General features: G+C 44.3%; 16 protein-coding genes. 11 read left to right on the top strand and 5 right to left on the bottom strand.

Annotation, left to right across the window (positions count from 1 at the left end; genetic code table 11):
- Positions 1-13 precede the first annotated feature (13 nt).
- The 3 genes from tatA to tatC all read left to right on the top strand — a co-directional run bounded on the left by tatA (position 14) and on the right by tatC (position 1,583).
- Positions 14-268, top strand: a complete 255-nt coding sequence (gene tatA / locus L3V35_RS19985) for a Sec-independent protein translocase subunit TatA (RefSeq protein WP_004735565.1) — start codon at positions 14-16, stop codon at positions 266-268.
- Between the two features lie 3 nt (positions 269-271).
- Positions 272-679, top strand: coding sequence for a Sec-independent protein translocase protein TatB (gene tatB / locus L3V35_RS19980; protein WP_004735566.1), 408 nt, complete (start codon positions 272-274; stop codon positions 677-679).
- A gap of 148 nt (positions 680-827) precedes the next feature.
- Positions 828-1,583, top strand: coding sequence for a twin-arginine translocase subunit TatC (gene tatC / locus L3V35_RS19975; protein ID WP_004735567.1), 756 nt, complete (start codon positions 828-830; stop codon positions 1,581-1,583).
- 349 nt (positions 1,584-1,932) lie between these two features.
- Here the strand turns inward: tatC and L3V35_RS19970 are convergent, their stop codons facing one another.
- The gene (locus L3V35_RS19970) at positions 1,933-2,694 is read right to left on the bottom strand and encodes a TatD family hydrolase (RefSeq protein WP_237300535.1); all 762 of its coding nucleotides are present in this window, start codon (positions 2,692-2,694) and stop codon (positions 1,933-1,935) included.
- A gap of 208 nt (positions 2,695-2,902) precedes the next feature.
- On the opposite strand from L3V35_RS19970, the gene hemB reads away from it, so the two are divergent.
- From hemB to polA, 3 genes are all read left to right on the top strand, one after another.
- Positions 2,903-3,946: a porphobilinogen synthase gene (gene hemB / locus L3V35_RS19965; RefSeq protein ID WP_017095616.1), complete on the top strand. Its 1,044-nt coding sequence runs from the start codon at positions 2,903-2,905 to the stop codon at positions 3,944-3,946.
- Positions 3,947-4,024: 78 nt separating this feature from the next.
- A complete protein-coding gene (locus tag L3V35_RS19960; protein WP_237300534.1) occupies positions 4,025-4,459 on the top strand; it encodes a GNAT family N-acetyltransferase in 435 nt (144 codons plus the stop codon).
- Between the two features lie 678 nt (positions 4,460-5,137).
- Entirely contained in the window at positions 5,138-7,951 is a 2,814-nt protein-coding gene (polA, locus tag L3V35_RS19955; protein ID WP_065207366.1) for a DNA polymerase I, read from the top strand.
- A 507-nt stretch (positions 7,952-8,458) separates the two neighbouring features.
- Here the strand turns inward: polA and L3V35_RS19950 are convergent.
- Together L3V35_RS19950 and yihA are read right to left on the bottom strand one after the other, a co-directional pair.
- Positions 8,459-9,064, bottom strand: coding sequence for a GTP-binding protein (locus L3V35_RS19950; protein WP_237300533.1), 606 nt, complete (start codon positions 9,062-9,064; stop codon positions 8,459-8,461).
- A 230-nt stretch (positions 9,065-9,294) separates the two neighbouring features.
- The gene (gene yihA, locus L3V35_RS19945; protein WP_054547998.1) at positions 9,295-9,954 is read right to left on the bottom strand and encodes a ribosome biogenesis GTP-binding protein YihA/YsxC; all 660 of its coding nucleotides are present in this window, start codon (positions 9,952-9,954) and stop codon (positions 9,295-9,297) included.
- Positions 9,955-10,102: 148 nt separating this feature from the next.
- Between yihA and L3V35_RS19940 the strand changes: the two genes are divergently transcribed.
- The 5 genes from L3V35_RS19940 (at position 10,103) to hemN (ending at position 14,705) form a co-directional block, all read left to right on the top strand.
- Positions 10,103-10,720 carry a c-type cytochrome gene (locus L3V35_RS19940; RefSeq protein WP_004735574.1) on the top strand — a complete coding sequence of 206 codons (618 nt, stop codon included), beginning with the start codon at positions 10,103-10,105 and terminating at the stop codon, positions 10,718-10,720.
- A 557-nt stretch (positions 10,721-11,277) separates the two neighbouring features.
- Positions 11,278-11,916: a class I SAM-dependent methyltransferase gene (locus L3V35_RS19935; RefSeq protein WP_004735576.1), complete on the top strand. Its 639-nt coding sequence runs from the start codon at positions 11,278-11,280 to the stop codon at positions 11,914-11,916.
- Positions 11,916-12,473 carry a Der GTPase-activating protein YihI gene (yihI, locus tag L3V35_RS19930; RefSeq protein ID WP_004735577.1) on the top strand — a complete coding sequence of 186 codons (558 nt, stop codon included), beginning with the start codon at positions 11,916-11,918 and terminating at the stop codon, positions 12,471-12,473. Before L3V35_RS19935 ends, yihI begins: the two co-directional genes overlap by 1 nt.
- Positions 12,474-12,479: 6 nt before the next feature.
- Positions 12,480-12,968, top strand: coding sequence for a DUF2489 domain-containing protein (locus L3V35_RS19925; protein WP_017079341.1), 489 nt, complete (start codon positions 12,480-12,482; stop codon positions 12,966-12,968).
- Between the two features lie 345 nt (positions 12,969-13,313).
- Complete coding sequence (gene hemN / locus L3V35_RS19920) at positions 13,314-14,705, top strand: oxygen-independent coproporphyrinogen III oxidase (protein ID WP_017095620.1); 1,392 nt, start codon at positions 13,314-13,316, stop codon at positions 14,703-14,705.
- Between the two features lie 86 nt (positions 14,706-14,791).
- Here hemN and L3V35_RS19915 read toward each other — a convergent pair whose 3' ends face one another.
- Entirely contained in the window at positions 14,792-17,356 is a 2,565-nt protein-coding gene (locus L3V35_RS19915; RefSeq protein WP_054547997.1) for a GGDEF and EAL domain-containing protein, read from the bottom strand.
- 108 nt (positions 17,357-17,464) lie between these two features.
- A complete protein-coding gene (gene glnG / locus L3V35_RS19910; RefSeq protein ID WP_017081697.1) occupies positions 17,465-18,868 on the bottom strand; it encodes a nitrogen regulation protein NR(I) in 1,404 nt (467 codons plus the stop codon).
- Between the last annotated feature and the right edge of the window lie 63 nt (positions 18,869-18,931).

Raw genomic sequence — 18,931 nt, 5'->3', positions numbered from 1 at the left:
GAGGACAATGACAATGGGTGGTATCAGTATTTGGCAACTTCTAATCATTGCTGTGATTGTAATTTTACTTTTCGGAACGAAGAAACTGCGCGGCATGGGCGGTGACTTAGGTTCAGCGGTGAAAGGCTTCAAAAAAGCAATGAGCGATGAAGACAAGCCTGCAGATAAGAAAGACGCAGACTTTGAACCAAAGAACATTGAACAGCAGAAGAAAGAAGCTAGCGCTGAAACGACTGCTGAAACAAAGAAAGACAAAGAGCAGGCGTAAATCGTGTTTGATATCGGTTTTTGGGAACTGGTATTAATATCTGTCGTTGGGTTAGTCGTTTTAGGACCTGAGCGTTTGCCTGTGGCGATTCGCAGTATTTCCAAGTTTGTTGGACAAGCGAAAAGCATGGCAAACAGTGTGAAAGATGAACTTTCTCATGAGCTAAAGGTACAAGAACTTCAAGAAAACCTACGTAAGGCGGAAAAAATGGGTATGGAAGATTTATCTCCAGACCTAAAAGCATCAGTTGATGAACTTAAGCAGGCCGCTGCTCAAGTTCAACGCCCGTATGCTAAGCCTGAGTCTGATAAGCCGAGTGAGACTGAACCTAGTGTCACGGAAACTGTGGAATCTGAAACCATTCAGGTTAACAGTGAAGCTTCAGCACCGTCAGATAAGAAAGCCGAATAGTCTCGCAAGGAGGAGTCGCCAGATACTTGAGTCGCTAGATGTTTAAGTCGATAGCTATTTAAGTAGATATCTATTCAAGTGGATACCAATTCAACTGGATAGATAGGTGCGCGGCTCCTTTTCGATCTTCCTGTTTAAGAGGTTTGACATGTCTTCGACTGAGCAGACACAGCCTTTAATTAGCCATCTTCTAGAACTGCGTAATCGCCTATTACGCGCGATTGTTGCTGTTCTGGTGGTGTTTGTTGGGCTAATTTATTTCGCTAATGATATTTATGAGTTCGTCTCTGCACCTTTGGTAGATCGCTTACCTGAAGGCGCGACGATGATCGCAACTGATGTAGCGTCACCATTTTTCACACCCTTAAAACTGACCTTGATCGCGTCTATATTCCTCGCGGTTCCGTTCATTTTGTATCAGGTGTGGGCTTTTGTCGCTCCGGGCTTATACAAGCATGAGAAGCGCTTGATCATGCCGTTATTGGCTTCAAGCTCATTGCTGTTTTACTGTGGTGTGGCGTTCGCTTACTTCATTGTATTCCCGTTGGTATTTGGCTTTTTTACCGCCATATCATTAGGGGGAGTAGAGTTCGCAACCGACATATCGAGTTACCTTGATTTTGTGCTCGCGCTGTTCTTTGCCTTTGGTATCGCTTTTGAAGTGCCAGTCGCCATTATCTTGCTATGTTGGACGGGTGCAACGACACCTAAAGAACTGGCAGAGAAGCGCCCTTACATTGTTGTAGGCGCGTTTATTGTCGGCATGATGCTAACGCCGCCTGATATGATTTCGCAGACACTGTTGGCGATTCCAATGTGTATTCTGTTTGAGATTGGTCTGTTCTTCGCGCGTTTCTATGTGCGTAAACCAGATGCGGATGAAGAGGAAGAAGCGGAGTCTTAATTCGCAGATGCCATGTTTGCAGATGCTATAAAAGCCGTAGTCATTACGGATGAGCATGATCGTTAGAGTTCTTCAGTAAAAATCACATAATAAAAAAGCGGCCCTAGGCCGCTTTTTTATTATGTCTGTTTATCGAATCTTTAACTGATAACCACAGTTTTGGCATATATAGAGCTCTTTGATGCCCCAAATTTTATGCCATAGAGTTCGATGTTGACGTTGTAAGTGTTGTGAATGGTCGCACATAATCAACTACCTCCATATGCAGGCGGTTGATAGTATACATATCACATTGTTTTCTCAAATAAATTGAGGGTAAATCCGTAATATTTACTTATTAATAGATTCATCATAGATTAAATAATGATTTAGCATTGATGGTGGTTATGTTTTCGACTTCTTCAAGGGTAATTCCGCGTAATTCAGCGACGCGTTTTGCCACCAGTTCGGTGTACGCGGGCTCATTGCGTTTACCGCGATTCGGTGTTGGTGCCAAATACGGGCAATCTGTCTCTAGGATGACGTAATTCATATCAAGATGTGGGATTACCTTATCCATCCCCGAGTTCTTAAAGGTCGATACGCCGCCTAAACCTAAATGAAAGCCTAGCGCGTTGATCGCTTGAGCTTCCTCTAAGCTGCTGCCAAAGCAGTGGAATACGCCGCGTAAGCTGCCATCTTGCTCTTTACGAAGTAGAGCAAGTGTCTCTTCAATCGAATCACGGGTGTGGATCACGACAGGTAGATCGAGCTCTTTTGCCCACTGAAGTTGAGTCACAAACGCCATCTCTTGTTCGGCCTTAAAGGTTTTATCCCAGTACAGGTCGATACCTATCTCACCCACGGCGATAAAGTCATGCTTATCGAACCAAGCTCGAATGGTTTTCAGGGTCTGTTCGATATTTGCATCCACATAACAAGGATGTAAGCCCATCATTGAACGACATACCTCCGGAAACTGAGCTTCCGTCGCGAGCATTGGCTCGATAGATTCTAAATCGATGTTAGGCAGTAGAATCGTATCAATGCCTTGAGCAAGCGCGCGTTGCACGACTTGTTCGCGGTCTTCATCGAATTCGCTCGCGTAAATATGGGCGTGGGTGTCGATCATTATTGTGTCCTGAAAGCAGTCTTTTCTGAGTTGTCATGAGTATACGGCAGTGTGAGGAGAAGGTCATTTTTTGCCATTTATCCCTGTTTTTGAGTGGGTTTTATATTTTACTGTTAGCGTCCTGAGCCATCAGTGATATGCTTTTGCCTGTATTTTGCACTTTTCATATCTAAGCATTTCGGTGCTTAGACTAGGCAAGGAGAATCTAGTGTCTGTTTCAATTCAAGGTCAATTCCCAGGTCGCCGTATGCGCCGTATGCGTAAGCACGACTTTAGCCGTCGCCTAATGGCAGAAAATCAATTGTCTGTGGATGATCTAATCTACCCAATGTTTATTCTTATGGGTAAAGAGCGTCGTGAGCCTGTAGAGTCAATGCCAGGTGTTGAACGCCTGTCTATCGATCTTATGCTTGAGGAAGCGGATTACCTGTCAAAATTGGGTGTTCCTGCAATTGCTCTGTTTCCGGTAGTGAACCAAGATGCTAAAAGTTTATGCGCGGCTGAAGCTCATAACTCTGAAGGTTTGGTACAACGAGCAGTACGCTTACTCAAAGAGCACGTGCCAAATATGGGTGTGATTACTGACGTAGCACTGGATCCGTTCACTACTCACGGTCAAGACGGCATCATCGATGAAGATGGTTACGTGATGAATGACGAGACGACTGAAGTCTTAATCAAGCAGGCTCTGTCTCATGCTGAAGCGGGTGCTGATGTGGTTGCACCGTCGGATATGATGGATGGCCGTATTGGTAAAATCCGTGAAGCGTTAGAAGAAGCTGGCTACATTCATACTCAAATCATGGCGTACTCTGCAAAATATGCATCGTGCTACTACGGCCCATTCCGTGATGCAGTTGGCAGTGCTTCGAACCTGAAAGGCGGTAACAAGAAGAACTACCAGATGGATCCAGCCAACAGCGATGAAGCGATTCATGAAGTCGCGATGGATCTTAATGAAGGTGCGGACATGGTGATGGTGAAACCAGGCATGCCTTACCTTGATATTGTTCGTCGTGTTAAGCACGAACTGCAAGCGCCTACGTTTGCTTACCAAGTATCTGGTGAATACGCGATGCACAAAGCGGCGATTCAAAACGGCTGGCTGAAAGAGCGCGAAACCGTCATGGAATCACTGTTGTGCTTTAAGCGTGCTGGCGCTGATGGCATCCTGACGTATTTCGCTAAAGATGTCGCAGAGTGGCTTGCTGAAGATAACGCACTAGCTGCTGAGCACTTGCAAGGCAAGTAAGTACGATCAAGCAAACCATATGATCACCAAAGGGTTGGCCGTTGTGCCAGCCCTTTTGTTTTATGAGGATGAAACAAGATGTCTGTTATTGTGCGTGAAGGCTCATTAGAAGAGGTTGTTTCTGTTGTTGAACAGATTACCGAGTTTGCCAAAAAAGAGAGTGTAGCGTCTTTATCGGAGCGATTAGCGGGTAAAACAAGCCTGATCCTCGTTGCTGAAGAGGCGGGTGTGTTACTGGGTTTTAAGATCGGTTATGAATTGGATGAAAACACGTTTTACAGCTGGTTTGGTGGCGTATCACCGATCGCAAGGAATAAAGGTGTTGCACAGGCGCAATTAGATACTCAAGAACAGTGGGTGAAGCAACAGGGCTACCAACAGCTGAAAGTGAAATCTCGTAACCAGTTTCCTGCGATGCTGCGTCTGTTATTGAGAAACGGTTACCTAATCGAAAAATTAGAAGAAAAAGAAGACATTAATGCCCATAGAATTCATTTTTTGAAGCAAATTTGAGCACTGTGGTGAACGGTTTATAAATTAAATGAGATTTATTATCATTTAATTGTTGACTATTAAATGAGAATCATTATTATTAACTTCGTCTTAGGGAATGAGGAAATGTTCACAAGGATGTTAAGTACTCAAGTATCTACTTGGTTACCCAACAGAATTCTCGCGAACTTGTACTAAGTTCTTTTTGACACGACATTGCTCACATTGCTTCCAGTGTAATTTATAGCTTTTAGGTAAAGCTGTGGTATTCAATTTGAATGGCTTTACCGGTTTTTGCTAGGCGACATCTTCGGGTGTCGCTTTTTTTATACCTCCATTTCAACAAGATGCATATTTAGTGGCACGTTTTTTTATGAATAAAACGCCATCAGCATTCTTTTCCACAATGCAAGATCGAGAAAAGATCGTTGATCATATGTTCGATCTGTAATTTTATCGTTTATTTTCAGTGGTTTATTTGCGTTTTTTTGGTGGTTTACCTTAGTTCTCAACAGGGTGGGTAAATAATATAAACAGAGTTATCCACAGAACGCTTGTGTCTAAGAACAAAAAATAACAACAAATCGATTATTACGAACACAACCGAGTGAACGGATACAGATCGACAACGTAGAATCCAACCAACAGACGTGGCATTCTTAACAGATAATTTCTGTACTTACTGGATTCACAAACATTATGGCTCGTATTCCTGATAATCCATTGATTCTGATCGATGGCTCTTCTTACCTATATCGCGCGTTCCATGCTTACCCTGGCACCATGAGCAATGGTGATATCCCAACGAATGCTGTTTATGGTGTGGTTAACATGCTACGCAGCATGATGCGTCAATTTGCTTCTGATCGTATTGCGGTTATTTTTGATGCGAAAGGGAAAACGTTCCGTGATGATATGTACCCAGAGTACAAAGCAAACCGCCCACCGATGCCTGACGATCTTCGTTGCCAGATAGAACCATTGCACAACGTGATTCGTGCGATGGGTTTGCCACTTATCTCTATTCCTGGCGTTGAAGCAGATGACGTGATTGGTACGTTGGCTTCTCAAGCTTCTGCGATGGGTATGCCTGTGCTTATCAGTACCGGTGATAAAGATATGGCGCAGTTGGTCGATGACAACGTTACCCTAATCAACACCATGACCAACGTGGTAATGGATCGTGAAGGTGTTATTGAGAAGTTTGGTATTCCGCCTGAGCTTATTATCGATTATCTCGCGTTGATGGGCGATAAAGTGGATAACATTCCGGGCATTCCAGGTGTTGGCGATAAGACTGCGACGGCATTGCTGCAAGGTATCGGTAGTATCGAAAAGTTGTATCAAAATCTTGATGATATTGCGGCGCTTGGTTTCCGTGGTTCGAAAACCATGGCTAAGAAGCTGGCTGATAATAAAGACAATGCTGATATGTCTTACCAGCTTGCGACAATTAAGTTAGATGTTGAACTTGAAGAGACACCAGAGTCACTCGTCAAAGCACAGCCAAATATCGACGAGCTGATCAAACTATACGGCCAACTGGTTTTCAAATCTTGGTTGAACGAGCTGCTTGAAGGTGGCAGTGGTGTGGTTGAGGCGGATGAAAGATCTGCAGCAACGGGAGCTGGTTCAGTACGCAGCAGCGCTTCTGCAACAACGTCTACTGTAGAGATGAATACGTCTGCCGTGACGATTGATCGCAGTAACTACGAAACGATTCTAGATGAAGCGTCATTCAATGTTTGGCTAGAAAAGCTTAAAGCCGCTGAATTGTTTGCTTTCGACACTGAAACAGACAGCTTAGATTACATGGTTGCGAACCTCGTTGGCTTGTCATTCGCAACCGAAGAAGGCGTTGCCGCTTACGTACCTGTTGCCCATGACTACTTAGACGCACCGCAGCAGCTGGATCGTGATTGGGTACTTGAACAGCTTAAGCCGATTCTTGAAGATGATGCTCAAGCAAAAGTGGGTCAAAACCTAAAGTACGATATGAGTGTGCTAGCGCGCTACGGTATCGAGATGAAAGGCATCAAACACGACACTATGCTGGCGTCTTACGTTTTCAATAGCGTAGGTGGCAAGCACGATATGGACAGCCTAGCGCTACGCTTCCTACAGCATAGCTGCATCTCATTTGAGCAAATCGCAGGTAAAGGTAAGAAACAACTTACTTTCAACCAGATTGAGCTGGGTGAAGCGTCTCCATACGCTGCAGAAGATGCTGACGTGACACTACGTCTGCATAACCGCCTGATGGAAAACATCGAGCAAGATGAAAAGCTTAAAACCATCTATGAAGAAATCGAAGTACCACTGATTCCTGTGATGTCTCGCATTGAGCGTACTGGCGTATTCATCGATGACATGCTCTTAGGGGCTCAATCACAAGAGATTGCGGTTCGTCTGGATGAGTTAGAGCAGAAAGCTTACGAGATTGCAGAGCAAGAGTTCAACATGAACTCGCCAAAACAGCTGCAAGCGATCCTGTTTGAAAAAATGGGTCTACCGGTTATCAAGAAAACGCCATCAGGTGCGCCTTCAACTAACGAAGAAGTGTTGCAAGAGCTGGCCCTTGATTACCCGTTGCCTAAACTGATCATTGAGTATCGTGGCCTTGCGAAACTGAAGTCTACTTACACGGATAAACTGCCGAAGATGATCAACGCTGAAACGGGTCGCGTTCATACTTCTTACCACCAAGCGGTAACGGCAACCGGTCGTTTGTCTTCGACTGATCCAAACCTACAAAATATCCCAATTCGTAATGAAGAAGGTCGTCGTATTCGCCAAGCATTCGTTGCACAACATGGTTGGAAGATCCTAGCGGTCGATTACTCTCAAATTGAATTGCGTATCATGGCGCACCTATCGGCTGATAAAGCGCTGCTGGAAGCGTTCCAACAAGGCAAAGATATTCACGCGGCAACGGCTGCTGAGATTATCGGCGTGGCTATTGATCAAGTTACCACTGAGCAGCGTCGTCGTGCTAAAGCCGTTAACTTCGGTCTTATTTACGGCATGAGTGCCTTTGGCTTGGCTAAGCAACTGGGGATTCCTCGTGGTGAAGCACAGCACTACATGGACACTTACTTTGAACGCTACCCTGGTGTAATGCAGTACATGGAAGACACACGCAGCGCTGCTTCAGAGCAAGGTTTCGTTGAAACCATTTACGGTCGTCGGTTGCACCTGCCTGAAATCCAATCTCGTAATGGCATGCGTCGTAAAGCCGCTGAACGTGCGGCGATCAATGCACCGATGCAAGGTACTGCAGCAGACATCATTAAGAAAGCGATGTTGTTAGTGGATGAGTGGATTCAAGCGGAAGGCGATGGTCGTGTGAAGCTATTGATGCAAGTACACGATGAATTGGTATTTGAAGTTCAAGAGTCAGCTTTAGCCGAAATTGAAAGTAAAGTACAAGAATTGATGGAGTCAGCCGCTGATCTAGAAGTACCGTTAGTCGCGGAAGCAGGCCACGGTGACAACTGGGATCAAGCCCACTAATCATTTTTTGACCTTATTGAGTGAATTAGTATGAGCCAGTGCACAAACACTGGCTTTTTTTTGTCTCGAATAAAGTTAAACCGTAAGAAGAATTTAGGTGTTTTAATAAAACATTCATGAAAAAAAACTACAAAAATTGTTTTCATTTCTGAGCAATTGTTGTACATTAAATCTTGTAGGGTACAGAGGTAAGATGTTCTATCTTTCAGACCTTTTGTTTCACGTTATTGGATTAGGCTGATTCAGCCGCCCCAGTCAGTATTTGACTGGGGCGTTTTTTCTTGTGCGAAAGAAAAATATTTCTAACCTACTATTACTCCCGTAAACTCGCCCTTTTTAGTGTCTTTTCTTACGCTTTCTCAAGCACAGTGATAAACACCTGATTTGCCTTAGATCTGGAATTCGATCAGCATTTGGTAATTTAAATCCGCCTCTAATTTAATTGTTTTATCATTTAAAATAACTTTTATTTTACAAGTTGCCGATAAAGGATTGATAGCTTACGCCTTATTTATCAGTGTATTGAGTGGGTGAATGCTCAATGTAATCCATGATTTCTTGTTGTTTCTCAGTACTGTATTTCAGCGCTTCGGCGGTGATTTGGATGGATTGCGCCATAGAAGAGATATTGTGGGTCGCTTTCACCAAGGTTTGCTGCATGGGTTTTAGGATGAGTAGATAGATAGCAGTCAAAGCGATAACAATGACAGCGATAACGGCTGCTAACGCAATGATGATCTTGGTCTGAATATCATCCAATAGCATTTGACTGGTCTTTTTAAAGGCGAGTCGAGATTGGTCTAAGGCTTGTGGGAGTTGATTGAGTGATGTCTTGGTAGAGTTCGCAAGCTTGTTGATGCTTTCAACGGTTTGATTCAGGGCTTTTTGTTGGTCTTCACTAAGGTTGGGGTTGTTGACGATAGCTTGCAACGATTGTGATATTACCTCGAGAGATTCACTTGCCTCCTGAGCGTACTTCTCCATGCCGTCGAGATCTAAGGTCATATCAACATTGACCAGAGCGGCCTCGGTCTTGGGCTGTTCCGATTCAGATGTTACACCGGAAAATGAGATCAATATAAGCGCGATGGTCGCCAAGGGTTTTTTCCACATGAGCATTCCTTTCTCATTGTTCTGTTTATTTAGATGTGTCTTTTAGTATGGTTCACTTCTCTCGTTTCTAACTGATTAATCTTGTCTTTAATTCTCAAGATTTAGGTTTAACTCACTAATTTGTGGGCAAAAAAATACCCCACCTATATAAGGCGGGGTATTGATAAGACTAAATTACTTGCTGTAAGTGCTTTAACCTCTAATTATAGATAAAGCTATAGATAGAAGAACTACTCTGCGTCGTTGTGCTCTTCGTCAGCCAGTTCATCAAGAATCTGGTCAGCAAAAGCTGGGGCAAACCACTCATCCATCTTGGCTCGCAGTTGATCAACGCCGATGCCCTTCATTGAAGAGAAGACATCAACCGCTACATCACCACCGAAAGATTTCGCATCATTACGGATTTTCAGTAGTTGCGCTTTACGAGCGCCACTTTTCAGTTTGTCTGCTTTTGTTAACAAAACTTGCACTGGGATGCGGCTATCGATAGCCCAGTAGATCATTTGCTGGTCAAGGTCTTTCATTGGGTGACGGATATCCATCAATACCACTAAACCTTTCAAGCTTTCGCGTCGCTGTAGGTATTCACCTAGCGATTTCTGCCATTTTTTCTTCAGCTCAAGAGGGACTTGAGCAAAGCCATATCCAGGTAAATCGACGATATGACAACCGTCCGTTACCTTAAATAGGTTAATTAGCTGAGTTCGACCGGGTGTTTTACTGGTTTTCGCCAAGCCTTTTTGGTTTGTAACGCGATTTAGCGCGCTAGATTTACCAGCATTGGAGCGTCCTGCAAACGCAATTTCGATCCCTTCGTCTTCTGGTAAATGACGAATATCAGGTGCACTGGTAATGAAATGCGTGTTTTGATAATGAATTTTTACGCTCACTGTTAACTCCATCTCGACTTTGTGTAGTCGATTGATTACTTTTTTGTGAATTTGTGTAAAATAACCGTGCTCGGCATAAGGTCGCCTATTGTACCATGAGTGGCAACATAGAGTGGTACTGGAAGCTTGATAATTATAATGGAATGTCATGAAGAAATTAGCGCTAATTTTGAGTCTTTTAGCCAGCTGCTCAGTATGGGCTCAAGGTAGTATTGAAGCTGGTAAAGCCAAATCACAAACATGTGTTGCCTGCCACGGTGCTGACGGCAACAGTCTGATCACTCAGTACCCTAAGCTGGCTGGTCAACATGAGAAGTACCTAGAGAAGCAGTTAAAAGAGCTTAAGCTCGGTATGACCAGTGGTGGTAAGCAAGGTCGTAATGAACCTGTAATGGGTGCAATGGCGATGTCTTTATCTGAAGAAGATATGGCTGACCTAGCGGCGTACTACGCATCGCTACCTATCTCTAGTAACTCTACTCCTGAGAATGTAGTAGATGAAGGTAAGGTTCTTTACACCGCGGGTAACGCAGAACGCGGCGTAACGGCGTGTATTGCTTGTCACGGTCCACGTGGTAACGGTACCGAACTTTCTGGTTTCCCTAAGATTTCAGGCCAGCACGCAGATTACATCAAGGCTCAACTTGAGAAATTCCGCGATGGTAGCCGTAATAACGACATGAATGCGATGATGCGTGATGTAGCTAAAAAGTTAACAGACGCAGATATTGATACCTTATCGAAGTACGTTGGTGGTTTACACTAATATGTCGGTTTCTTGCTCTTAGCCAGAGTAAAGAAATGTACGCTCGAGCGAGATTGAAGAGACGCCCCGATCAGTAATGGTCGGGGTGTTTTCTTTTGTATTGGTTTTATTAATATGTTTTGCGCTGATGTCTGATTTATCAATGTGTGATCGATTTGTGTACAAAAGTGTGAGCTTGAACTCTTGTAGTCTTTTTGTAACCGGGTAAAGTAACGGCCATCAGCTAGGAGCTGACTTAGATACGGATGGTCATCTAGTCTAACGGTATAGACAGAAATGGATCAGGCTAGGACAGCCCAGCAACAAGGTGTTAGAAAAGGATAGCCAAAACTCATCAGGACGATGAACAACAAACAAATTTGGCATGGAAAGCACCAATAACAAATGGAGATTTGTGTACCAAGTTGAGTATGCAAATTTTGGCCGATATAGGCAGATTTAGAGAGCGATAGGTTTTCCTATCGCTTTTTTTATTGATTTGATGAAAAAACACCCAATACCTCTCCACTATAAACTCAGTTTCTGGTATGTTTCGCATCCCTGTTTAAGGATGTGCTATGTATACTTGTCCCTTATGCCATCACCAAGGCGTGAATCACTATTTTGAAGACAAACGCAGAGCCTATCTGCAATGTCAGCAATGTGAACTGGTATTTGTTAAACCTGAACAAAGGTTAGAAGCAAAAGAAGAGAAAGCACACTATGATCTCCATGAGAACGATCCTAGTGATGCAGGCTATCGCCGTTTTCTATCTCGCATCGCGGATCCACTAACAGACAAAATTTCATCTAACTCACACGGGTTGGATTTTGGTTGTGGCCCAGGCCCTACGCTATCTATTATGTTAGAAGAAGCCGGACACACCATGGAGTTGTACGATATCTATTACCACCCAGAAGCTTCTGTGTTGGAAAAAACGTATGACTTTATGACTGCCACTGAGGTGATAGAGCATCTTTATCACCCAGACAAAGTGTGGCAGCAATGGTTGAATTTAGTTAAACCCAAGGGCTGGATTGGTCTTATGACTAAACTAGTAATAGACGTAGACGCGTTTGCTGGTTGGCACTACAAGAATGACCCGACACATGTCGTCTTCTTTAGTCGTCAAACATTCCAGTTTTTGGCAGAGCGGGATAAGCTCGAACTAGAATTTTTTGGAAATGATGTAATTTTACTGAGGAAAGTGCAGTAATGGGTCGTAGTAAGAAATCAAGAAAACCGGGAGCACTTGGCGCTCCGGAACCTATGGTTACTCGTAACCGTAGTGAATCTGATGTTGAAGGTCGTGAACGTAAGCGTGTTAAAAAGCGTAAAGGCCTTAAGTCTGGCAGCCGTCACTCAGATGGTAGCGAAGCAAAACAGCGTAAAGCTGCACTAGCTCGCGACCCTCGTTTAGGCAGCAAGAAAAAAATCCCGCTGATTGTTGAACCAGCGAAGAAGTCGACCAAACAAGAGCGCAAGCTATCTAACGAACAAGAGTTAGAGATGCTTGAGAATGATGCTCAACTGAACACATTGCTAGATCGTATCGAAAATGGTGAAAACCTAGGTGCTGGCCTGCAGAAGTTTGTTGATGAGAAACTTGATCGTATCGAACACCTAATGGGCCGCTTAGGTCTGCTAGAGCCAGAAGACGATGAAGAAGAGATCTTCGAAGAAGCACCAGTTGCATCTAAGAAGAAAGCAAGCTCTGACGAAGACTTGCTATCTCAATTCGAAGATTTCGACTTAGACAGCTTTAAAGGTTAATAGCCAATGAACGTAACCTTATTAGCAATTGCTGGTGGAATTATCATTCTCGGCTTGGGCTCTTACGCAGGTTACCTTCTACTTCAAGTGAAGAAGCAGACGGAGTTGCAAAAGCAGCATCAAGCACTTGCCATTGAAAAACGTAACGCGACGATTTACGAAAACGTAAATACTCTGTGCTTAGCGGGTATTCAAGGCCAGTGTGACTTACCTGAGATCAGTATCCGAGTGTGTATCATTATGGATAACGTTCAGGGTGATGAGCGTGTCGATTTTGATTCTGAGTATCCTGCTCTTTCTGAGCTGTACCATATCGTAAAAGATATGGCTCGCGGAGACGGAAGGCAGGAACTGACGAAGAAAGAGCGCATGCAGCAGAATCTCACACGCCATAAGGCGGAGACTCGCTTGAATGATGCGGTCATTGAAGATTTGAAAAGGTTGCAGGAGAAGGTTAAGCCTCTCAACAACCAAATCAACATTCAGATGATCTAGTCACTAAGACTTTTAAATATAGAGGCTTGTTTAACATTTTGCTTTTAGACGCGCTGCTTTTAATACCTATGCATTAAAGACTTTTTGTCCTAAATGCATCTTGTTTTTAAGTCGCCTTGTCTTTAATAGACGATGTTAAATGAGCCTTCTTACCTTTTGCGTCTCGTTAATCCCGACGCTTTGTTAGTGATCAAGCTAGCAGTTCTGAGTTTTTGTCTGAAAAATTGATTTTGTCTTGGAACGACCTTACAGGTCGTGTGGCAAAATAACCCGTCTATATTTTAATGTATGTAAAATGATTTGAGAGACCTTAAGTTCTCGCGGATCTAAATTGGAATTACCGCTATGTCGAGCAAGCCAGTAACAACGAATCAGCAAATCGTTTGGGATCAAGAGATCTTAAACAAGTACAACTATTCGGGACCTCGTTACACTTCATATCCAACAGCGTTGGAGTTTCATGAAGCGTTTACCGTCGCTGATTACGACATGGCGTGTACTCAGTACCCTGAGCGTCCACTCTCTCTTTACGTGCATATCCCGTTCTGTCATAAGCTTTGTTACTACTGTGGTTGTAATAAAGTCATTACTCGTCACTCGCATAAAGCGGATGAGTACTTAGATGTGATTGAACATGAAATCCGCCAGCGCGCCTCTTTGTTGAATGGCCGTCAAGTGACGCAATTGCACTTCGGTGGTGGTACGCCAACGTTCTTGACCAAAACACAAATTACTCGCTTGATGATGATTCTGCGTGAGGAATTTAACTTCACAGCTGACGCTGAAATCAGTATTGAAGTTGACCCACGTGAGATTGAGCTAGACGTACTTGACCACCTGCGTAACGAAGGCTTCAACCGCCTGAGCATTGGTGTGCAAGACTTCAATAAAGAAGTGCAGAAACTGGTTAACCGTGAGCAAGATGAAGAGTTCATCATTGCGATGGTTAAACGAGCGAAAGAGCTAGGCTTTCGTTCAACCAACCTTGATTTGATCTACGGCCTACCAAAGCAGACTCAAGCTTTGTTCGCGGAAACATTGAAGCAAGTGTTAGAAATGAAACCGGGTCGTTTATCGGTATTTAACTACGCACACATGCCGCAACTGTTTGCTGCGCAGCGTAAGATTAAAGATGAAGACTTACCTGAACCAAAAGAGAAAATGGCAATCCTCCAAGATACCATTGAGACTTTAACGGGCGCGGGCTACCAGTTCATTGGTATGGATCACTTTGCTCTGCCTGAAGACGAGCTAGCAGTAGCACAGCGTGAAGGTATTCTGCATCGTAACTTCCAAGGCTACACGACCCAAGGTGAAGCTGACCTAATTGGCTTCGGTGTTTCTGCTATCTCTATGGTCGGTGATGCTTACGCTCAAAACCAGAAAGAGCTGAAGAAGTATTACGCTCAGGTGAATGACCTTCGCCACGCGCTTTGGAAAGGTGTTGCTCTAGACAGTGACGACCTTCTACGTCGTGAAGTGATCAAACAGCTTATCTGTAATTTTAAGCTTGATAAAACCATGATCGAATCTGAGTTCTCGGTTAACTTTAATCGTTACTTCAAAGAAGATTTAGGGCTACTGCAAACCTTCATCAATGATGAGTTGGTTGAAGTCGACGACAAAGAAATCCGCGTGACTTTGCGTGGCCGTTTGTTGATTCGTAATATCTGTATGTGTTTCGATAAATACCTACGTGCTAAGGCTCGTCAACAGCAGTTCTCTCGTGTGATTTAATCGTTCGATTGAGAACAGAAATATAAAAAATGCCAGCATTATGCTGGCATTTTTGTGTCTATCTGTAAGTCAATTCTCTATCTACTTTACATCATGCTTTCTTTACTGCTTTGTTTTACGTTGCAGAGGTCGGTTGGCCATTGCTCAAAAGGAACCGGGCGACTGTATAAGAACCCCTGTGCCTGTGGGCATTTCAGCTGTTTGAGTAGATCCGCTTGTTGCTGAGTTTCTACACCTTCTGCGACTATGCTTACCTTGAAGCCCTTGGTGATATTGACGATGGCTGCAACGATAGAGCTATCTAGGTTCTCTTTTTCGAGCTTGCTGACGAAGCTGCGATCGATCTTTAAGCAATCAAATGGCAGTTTGTGTAAATAAGCCAGTGACGAATAGCCGGTACCAAAGTCATCAATTGCAATCGAGATGCCTAATGCTTTTAGCGTCAGCATGTTATCGATGATGGCAGGATCATTGTCGACGATGCGTGACTCAGTGATCTCTAGTGTCAGGTTGCTTGCTGGTAGCTTGGTGTCACGTAGCGTGCCTTTAATTTGTTCAACAAAGCCACTTTCACTCAGTTGATCGACCGAAAGGTTAACGTGAATAGAGAAGTCCTTGCTCCATTTTCCTGACTCAATCGCGATGGCAGTATCTCGACACGACTTATGTAGAATTTGCTTGCCGATATCGTAAATCAGCCCGCTCTCTTCAGCGAGAGGAATGAATTCAAGTGGTGAGACTATTCCTTCATCGGCTATCCAGCGTGCTAAAGCTTCAGCCCCAATGGTCGATCCGGATTCTAGATCAATAATAGGTTGATAAAAGGGTTCGAACTGTTGAAGTTCAATCGCTCGGTTCATCCGCGCTAGCATCTTAGTACGATGTCTTGATGCTTTACCCATCTCAGGGCTGTAAATGCTGACACTGGCTTTGTCTTGTTTTGCGTTGCTCAAAGCAATGCTACTACTACGCAGCAATAGCGCAATGTCGTGGACGTTAGATACACCGACGACTCCCATCGATACCTTAATGGCGACACTTTCTGATTCCATTGAAAATGGGGAAGCAAAGGTTTGAAGCAAGCGATTAGTCAGTAGTTGAGCTTCCTTGCTTTGGATGACGTTCGGGGCGTAAATGGCGAATTCATCACCGCCAGTGCGAGCTAATAGGTAATCGGATGGCAATGTACCTCTTAAACGAGCGGCCGCAATGATAAGCAATTGGTCACCATTGTAATGACCAAGGCTGTCATTGATGTCTCGGAAGCGATCAATACCCACTAAATAAAGTGTGCCTTTTTCGTTTGCAGGGTTTTTCTTGGCAGCGTCGATAAAGCCTTCTCGACTATATAATTTGGTTAGTGAGTCATAGGTAAGCTGAGACTGTAATGCTTGAAAGGAAGCCTTTAAGTTGTTGGCCATTTCATTGAATGACTCCACCAACATGCTGGTTTCATAGATATGCCCTGTCTTTGGCATGCTCGTGCCCCAATCACCTTTAGCAAGACGCTTTGCCGCATCCGCTGTTGAGGTGATGGGTTGGGTAACGCGATTAAACGCAATTAACCCAGCAATGACACCAATGCAACTCAGCGCTAGCCCGAGCAACCAACTGTTTCTTTGGTTTTCAGGTAATTCACCGAGTAGGTTGCTTTCAGGGATCGACATACCAATAAACCAAGTGATGCCGTGCTCATCTTCATAAGGGGTGATCTGGTTGAAGTATCGTTCGTTGTCTAGGCGAAAGCTAAAGCGCTGCACGCCCAAATTATCGATTAGGTGAAATTGGTCTACGTAGCTAGCACTTTCACGTATTACCGGGTTAGCACTCTCTGATGCCAGTAAGCGTTGGCCCTTATTGGTTTTCCCTGTTCCCCAAGAGACCACGCTACCTCCGCCCGAGTGAGCGACCAAGCGTTGCTGCTTATCAATGATATAAACAGAGGCATCCGTTTTATCTTTGAGTTCTTTGAGAAACGCATTAAAGGTATTGATCTTAATGTCGCTAACGACGACGGCTTTGAATTCGTTGTCATCATAGATAGGGGCGAGGGCAGATAAGGTGATCTCTTGTCGTTCATCTGCATTGGCATAAATTGGCGACCATACAGCCTTTTTTTGTGTAGCAACGGGTGTGTACCAAGGGCGGACTCTCGGGTCGTAACCTGAAATCACCGATCGAATGTCTTCGCTGATCTTGCTGCCACGGTAAATGACCAGCTGATCGTTAGTACGGTCGTCTTGTACCATCAAGGTATAGCCGTTGTTAGCTTCTTTACGAAAACCGACATAGTTACCATCTTCAGAACCAAAGCCGATCACATCGAGTTGAGGTATAGCTGTGAAATGGTCTGAAAACGTATAAAGAATGTAGTCTTGGACCTTGCTAAGGTTGCCCGCTTGATAAAGATGGTGGTAGCCAATGTTATGGCTGAGCGAGAGGTTGGCGTGAAATGGTTTTTCTAAAAAATTGGACAGGCTTTGATGAACATGGTCAGTAAGTGATGTTAGTTGGCGTGCACTAACATCACTCACCATCTCTTTGTAGCTTTGCTTTTGAGTGAAAACCATTACGCTCATAGTGAACAGAAAAATCATCACGAATGGCAGAACCACCGCGGTTCTCAAGGTAATTTGTGTTTTCAAAGACATCTTTAGCTACAACTTTAGTGAATGGTATACCTTAATTGTACCGACACTGTTCAAACCAAGCGACACTTTTTTGGTTAAAAAAGTAGCTGCATCGAGAGTCATATCAGGTCAGTACAGTTCTTTTAGTTTACGAGTTAGGGTGTTTCTTCCCCAACCTAAAACCTTGGCTGCATCCTGTTTATGACCATTGGTATGGTTGAGTGCAGCCTCTAGCAGTATACGTTCAAACTCTGGCAGAGCATAAGTTAGTAGCTCTTTTTCTCCGGAATCAAGCGCACATTTTGCCCAATTAGCGAGCAGTTGTTGCCAGTTGTCTCCAGTCCCTGAGGTCGTCACCACTTTTTCTTCCAACAGTTCTGGAGGCAAGTCTGAAGGGAGTATTTCACTGCCGCTCGCCATGACTGTGAGCCAACGACAGATGTTCTCAAGCTGACGTACGTTACCCGGCCAATTTAGCTGATTGAGCTTCATGATGGTCTCTGAGTGCAGTGTCTTCACTTCTACACCAAGCTCTTCAGCGGCTGATGCTAGGAAGTGGTGAGTCAGTTTTTCAATGTCCTGTTTACGTTCGCGCAGTGCCGGAATATGGATTCGGATAACGTTCAGTCGATGGAAAAGGTCTTCACGGAAACCACCGTCATGCACCAAGCGCTCAAGATCTTGGTGGGTTGCTGCAACGATACGAACATCAACCTTAACCGCAGAATGCCCACCGACACGATAAAATTGACCATCAGAAAGCACGCGCAGTAGCCGAGTCTGAATATCGAGTGGCATATCGCCTATTTCATCAAGAAACAGAGTGCCGCCGTTGGCTTGTTCGAATCGTCCTTGGCGAACACTGTTAGCGCCAGTAAAGGCGCCTTTCTCGTGGCCAAACAGCTCTGATTCGATCAAGTCTTTAGGGATTGCCGCCATGTTTAATGCAATGAATGGCTTTTTAGCTCTTGGGCTGTGACGATGCAGAGCGTGCGCGACTAATTCTTTACCAGTCCCCGATTCACCATTAATAAGAACCGAAATGGATGAACGAGACAAACGGCCAATAGCTCGGAAAACTTCCTGCATTGCCGGTGCTTCACCGATGATTTCTGGTGCGTTGGTCTCTTCGGCTACTTCGCTGGCTTGTTCTCGCTTTTGCTCTTGGCTGTGTGCGATGGCTCGCTCTACTAGAGTCAGTGTCTCATCAATATCAAACGGCTTAGGTAGATACTCAAAAGCCCCTTTTTGATAAGCATTCACCGCCGCATCGAGGTCTGAGTGCGCGGTCATAATGATCACTGGCAGGTCGGGAGAGCGCTGGTGAACTTGGTGTAACAGCTCAATCCCGTCAATGCCAGGCATGCGAATGTCGGACACCAAAACGTCTGGTGTTTCGCGCTCAAGAGCAAGTAATACGCTCTCAGCATCAGCAAATGTTTCGCACTTTATATCCGCAGATGAAAGTGTTTTCTCTACGACCCAGCGTATAGAACTGTCGTCATCAACGACCCAAACGTATCCCTTACTCATAATTCAATTCCTTTGCAGCCAAATCTATTGTGATAATCATTGTTGTTTTTATGATGTCTTTAA

It is taken from the genome of Vibrio sp. L5-1, assembly GCF_021728315.1.
Classification (GTDB): domain Bacteria; phylum Pseudomonadota; class Gammaproteobacteria; order Enterobacterales; family Vibrionaceae; genus Vibrio; species Vibrio splendidus_K.
The sequence above is the reverse complement of the archived record's forward strand: the minus strand, read 5'-3'. Positions and strand labels throughout refer to the sequence as shown.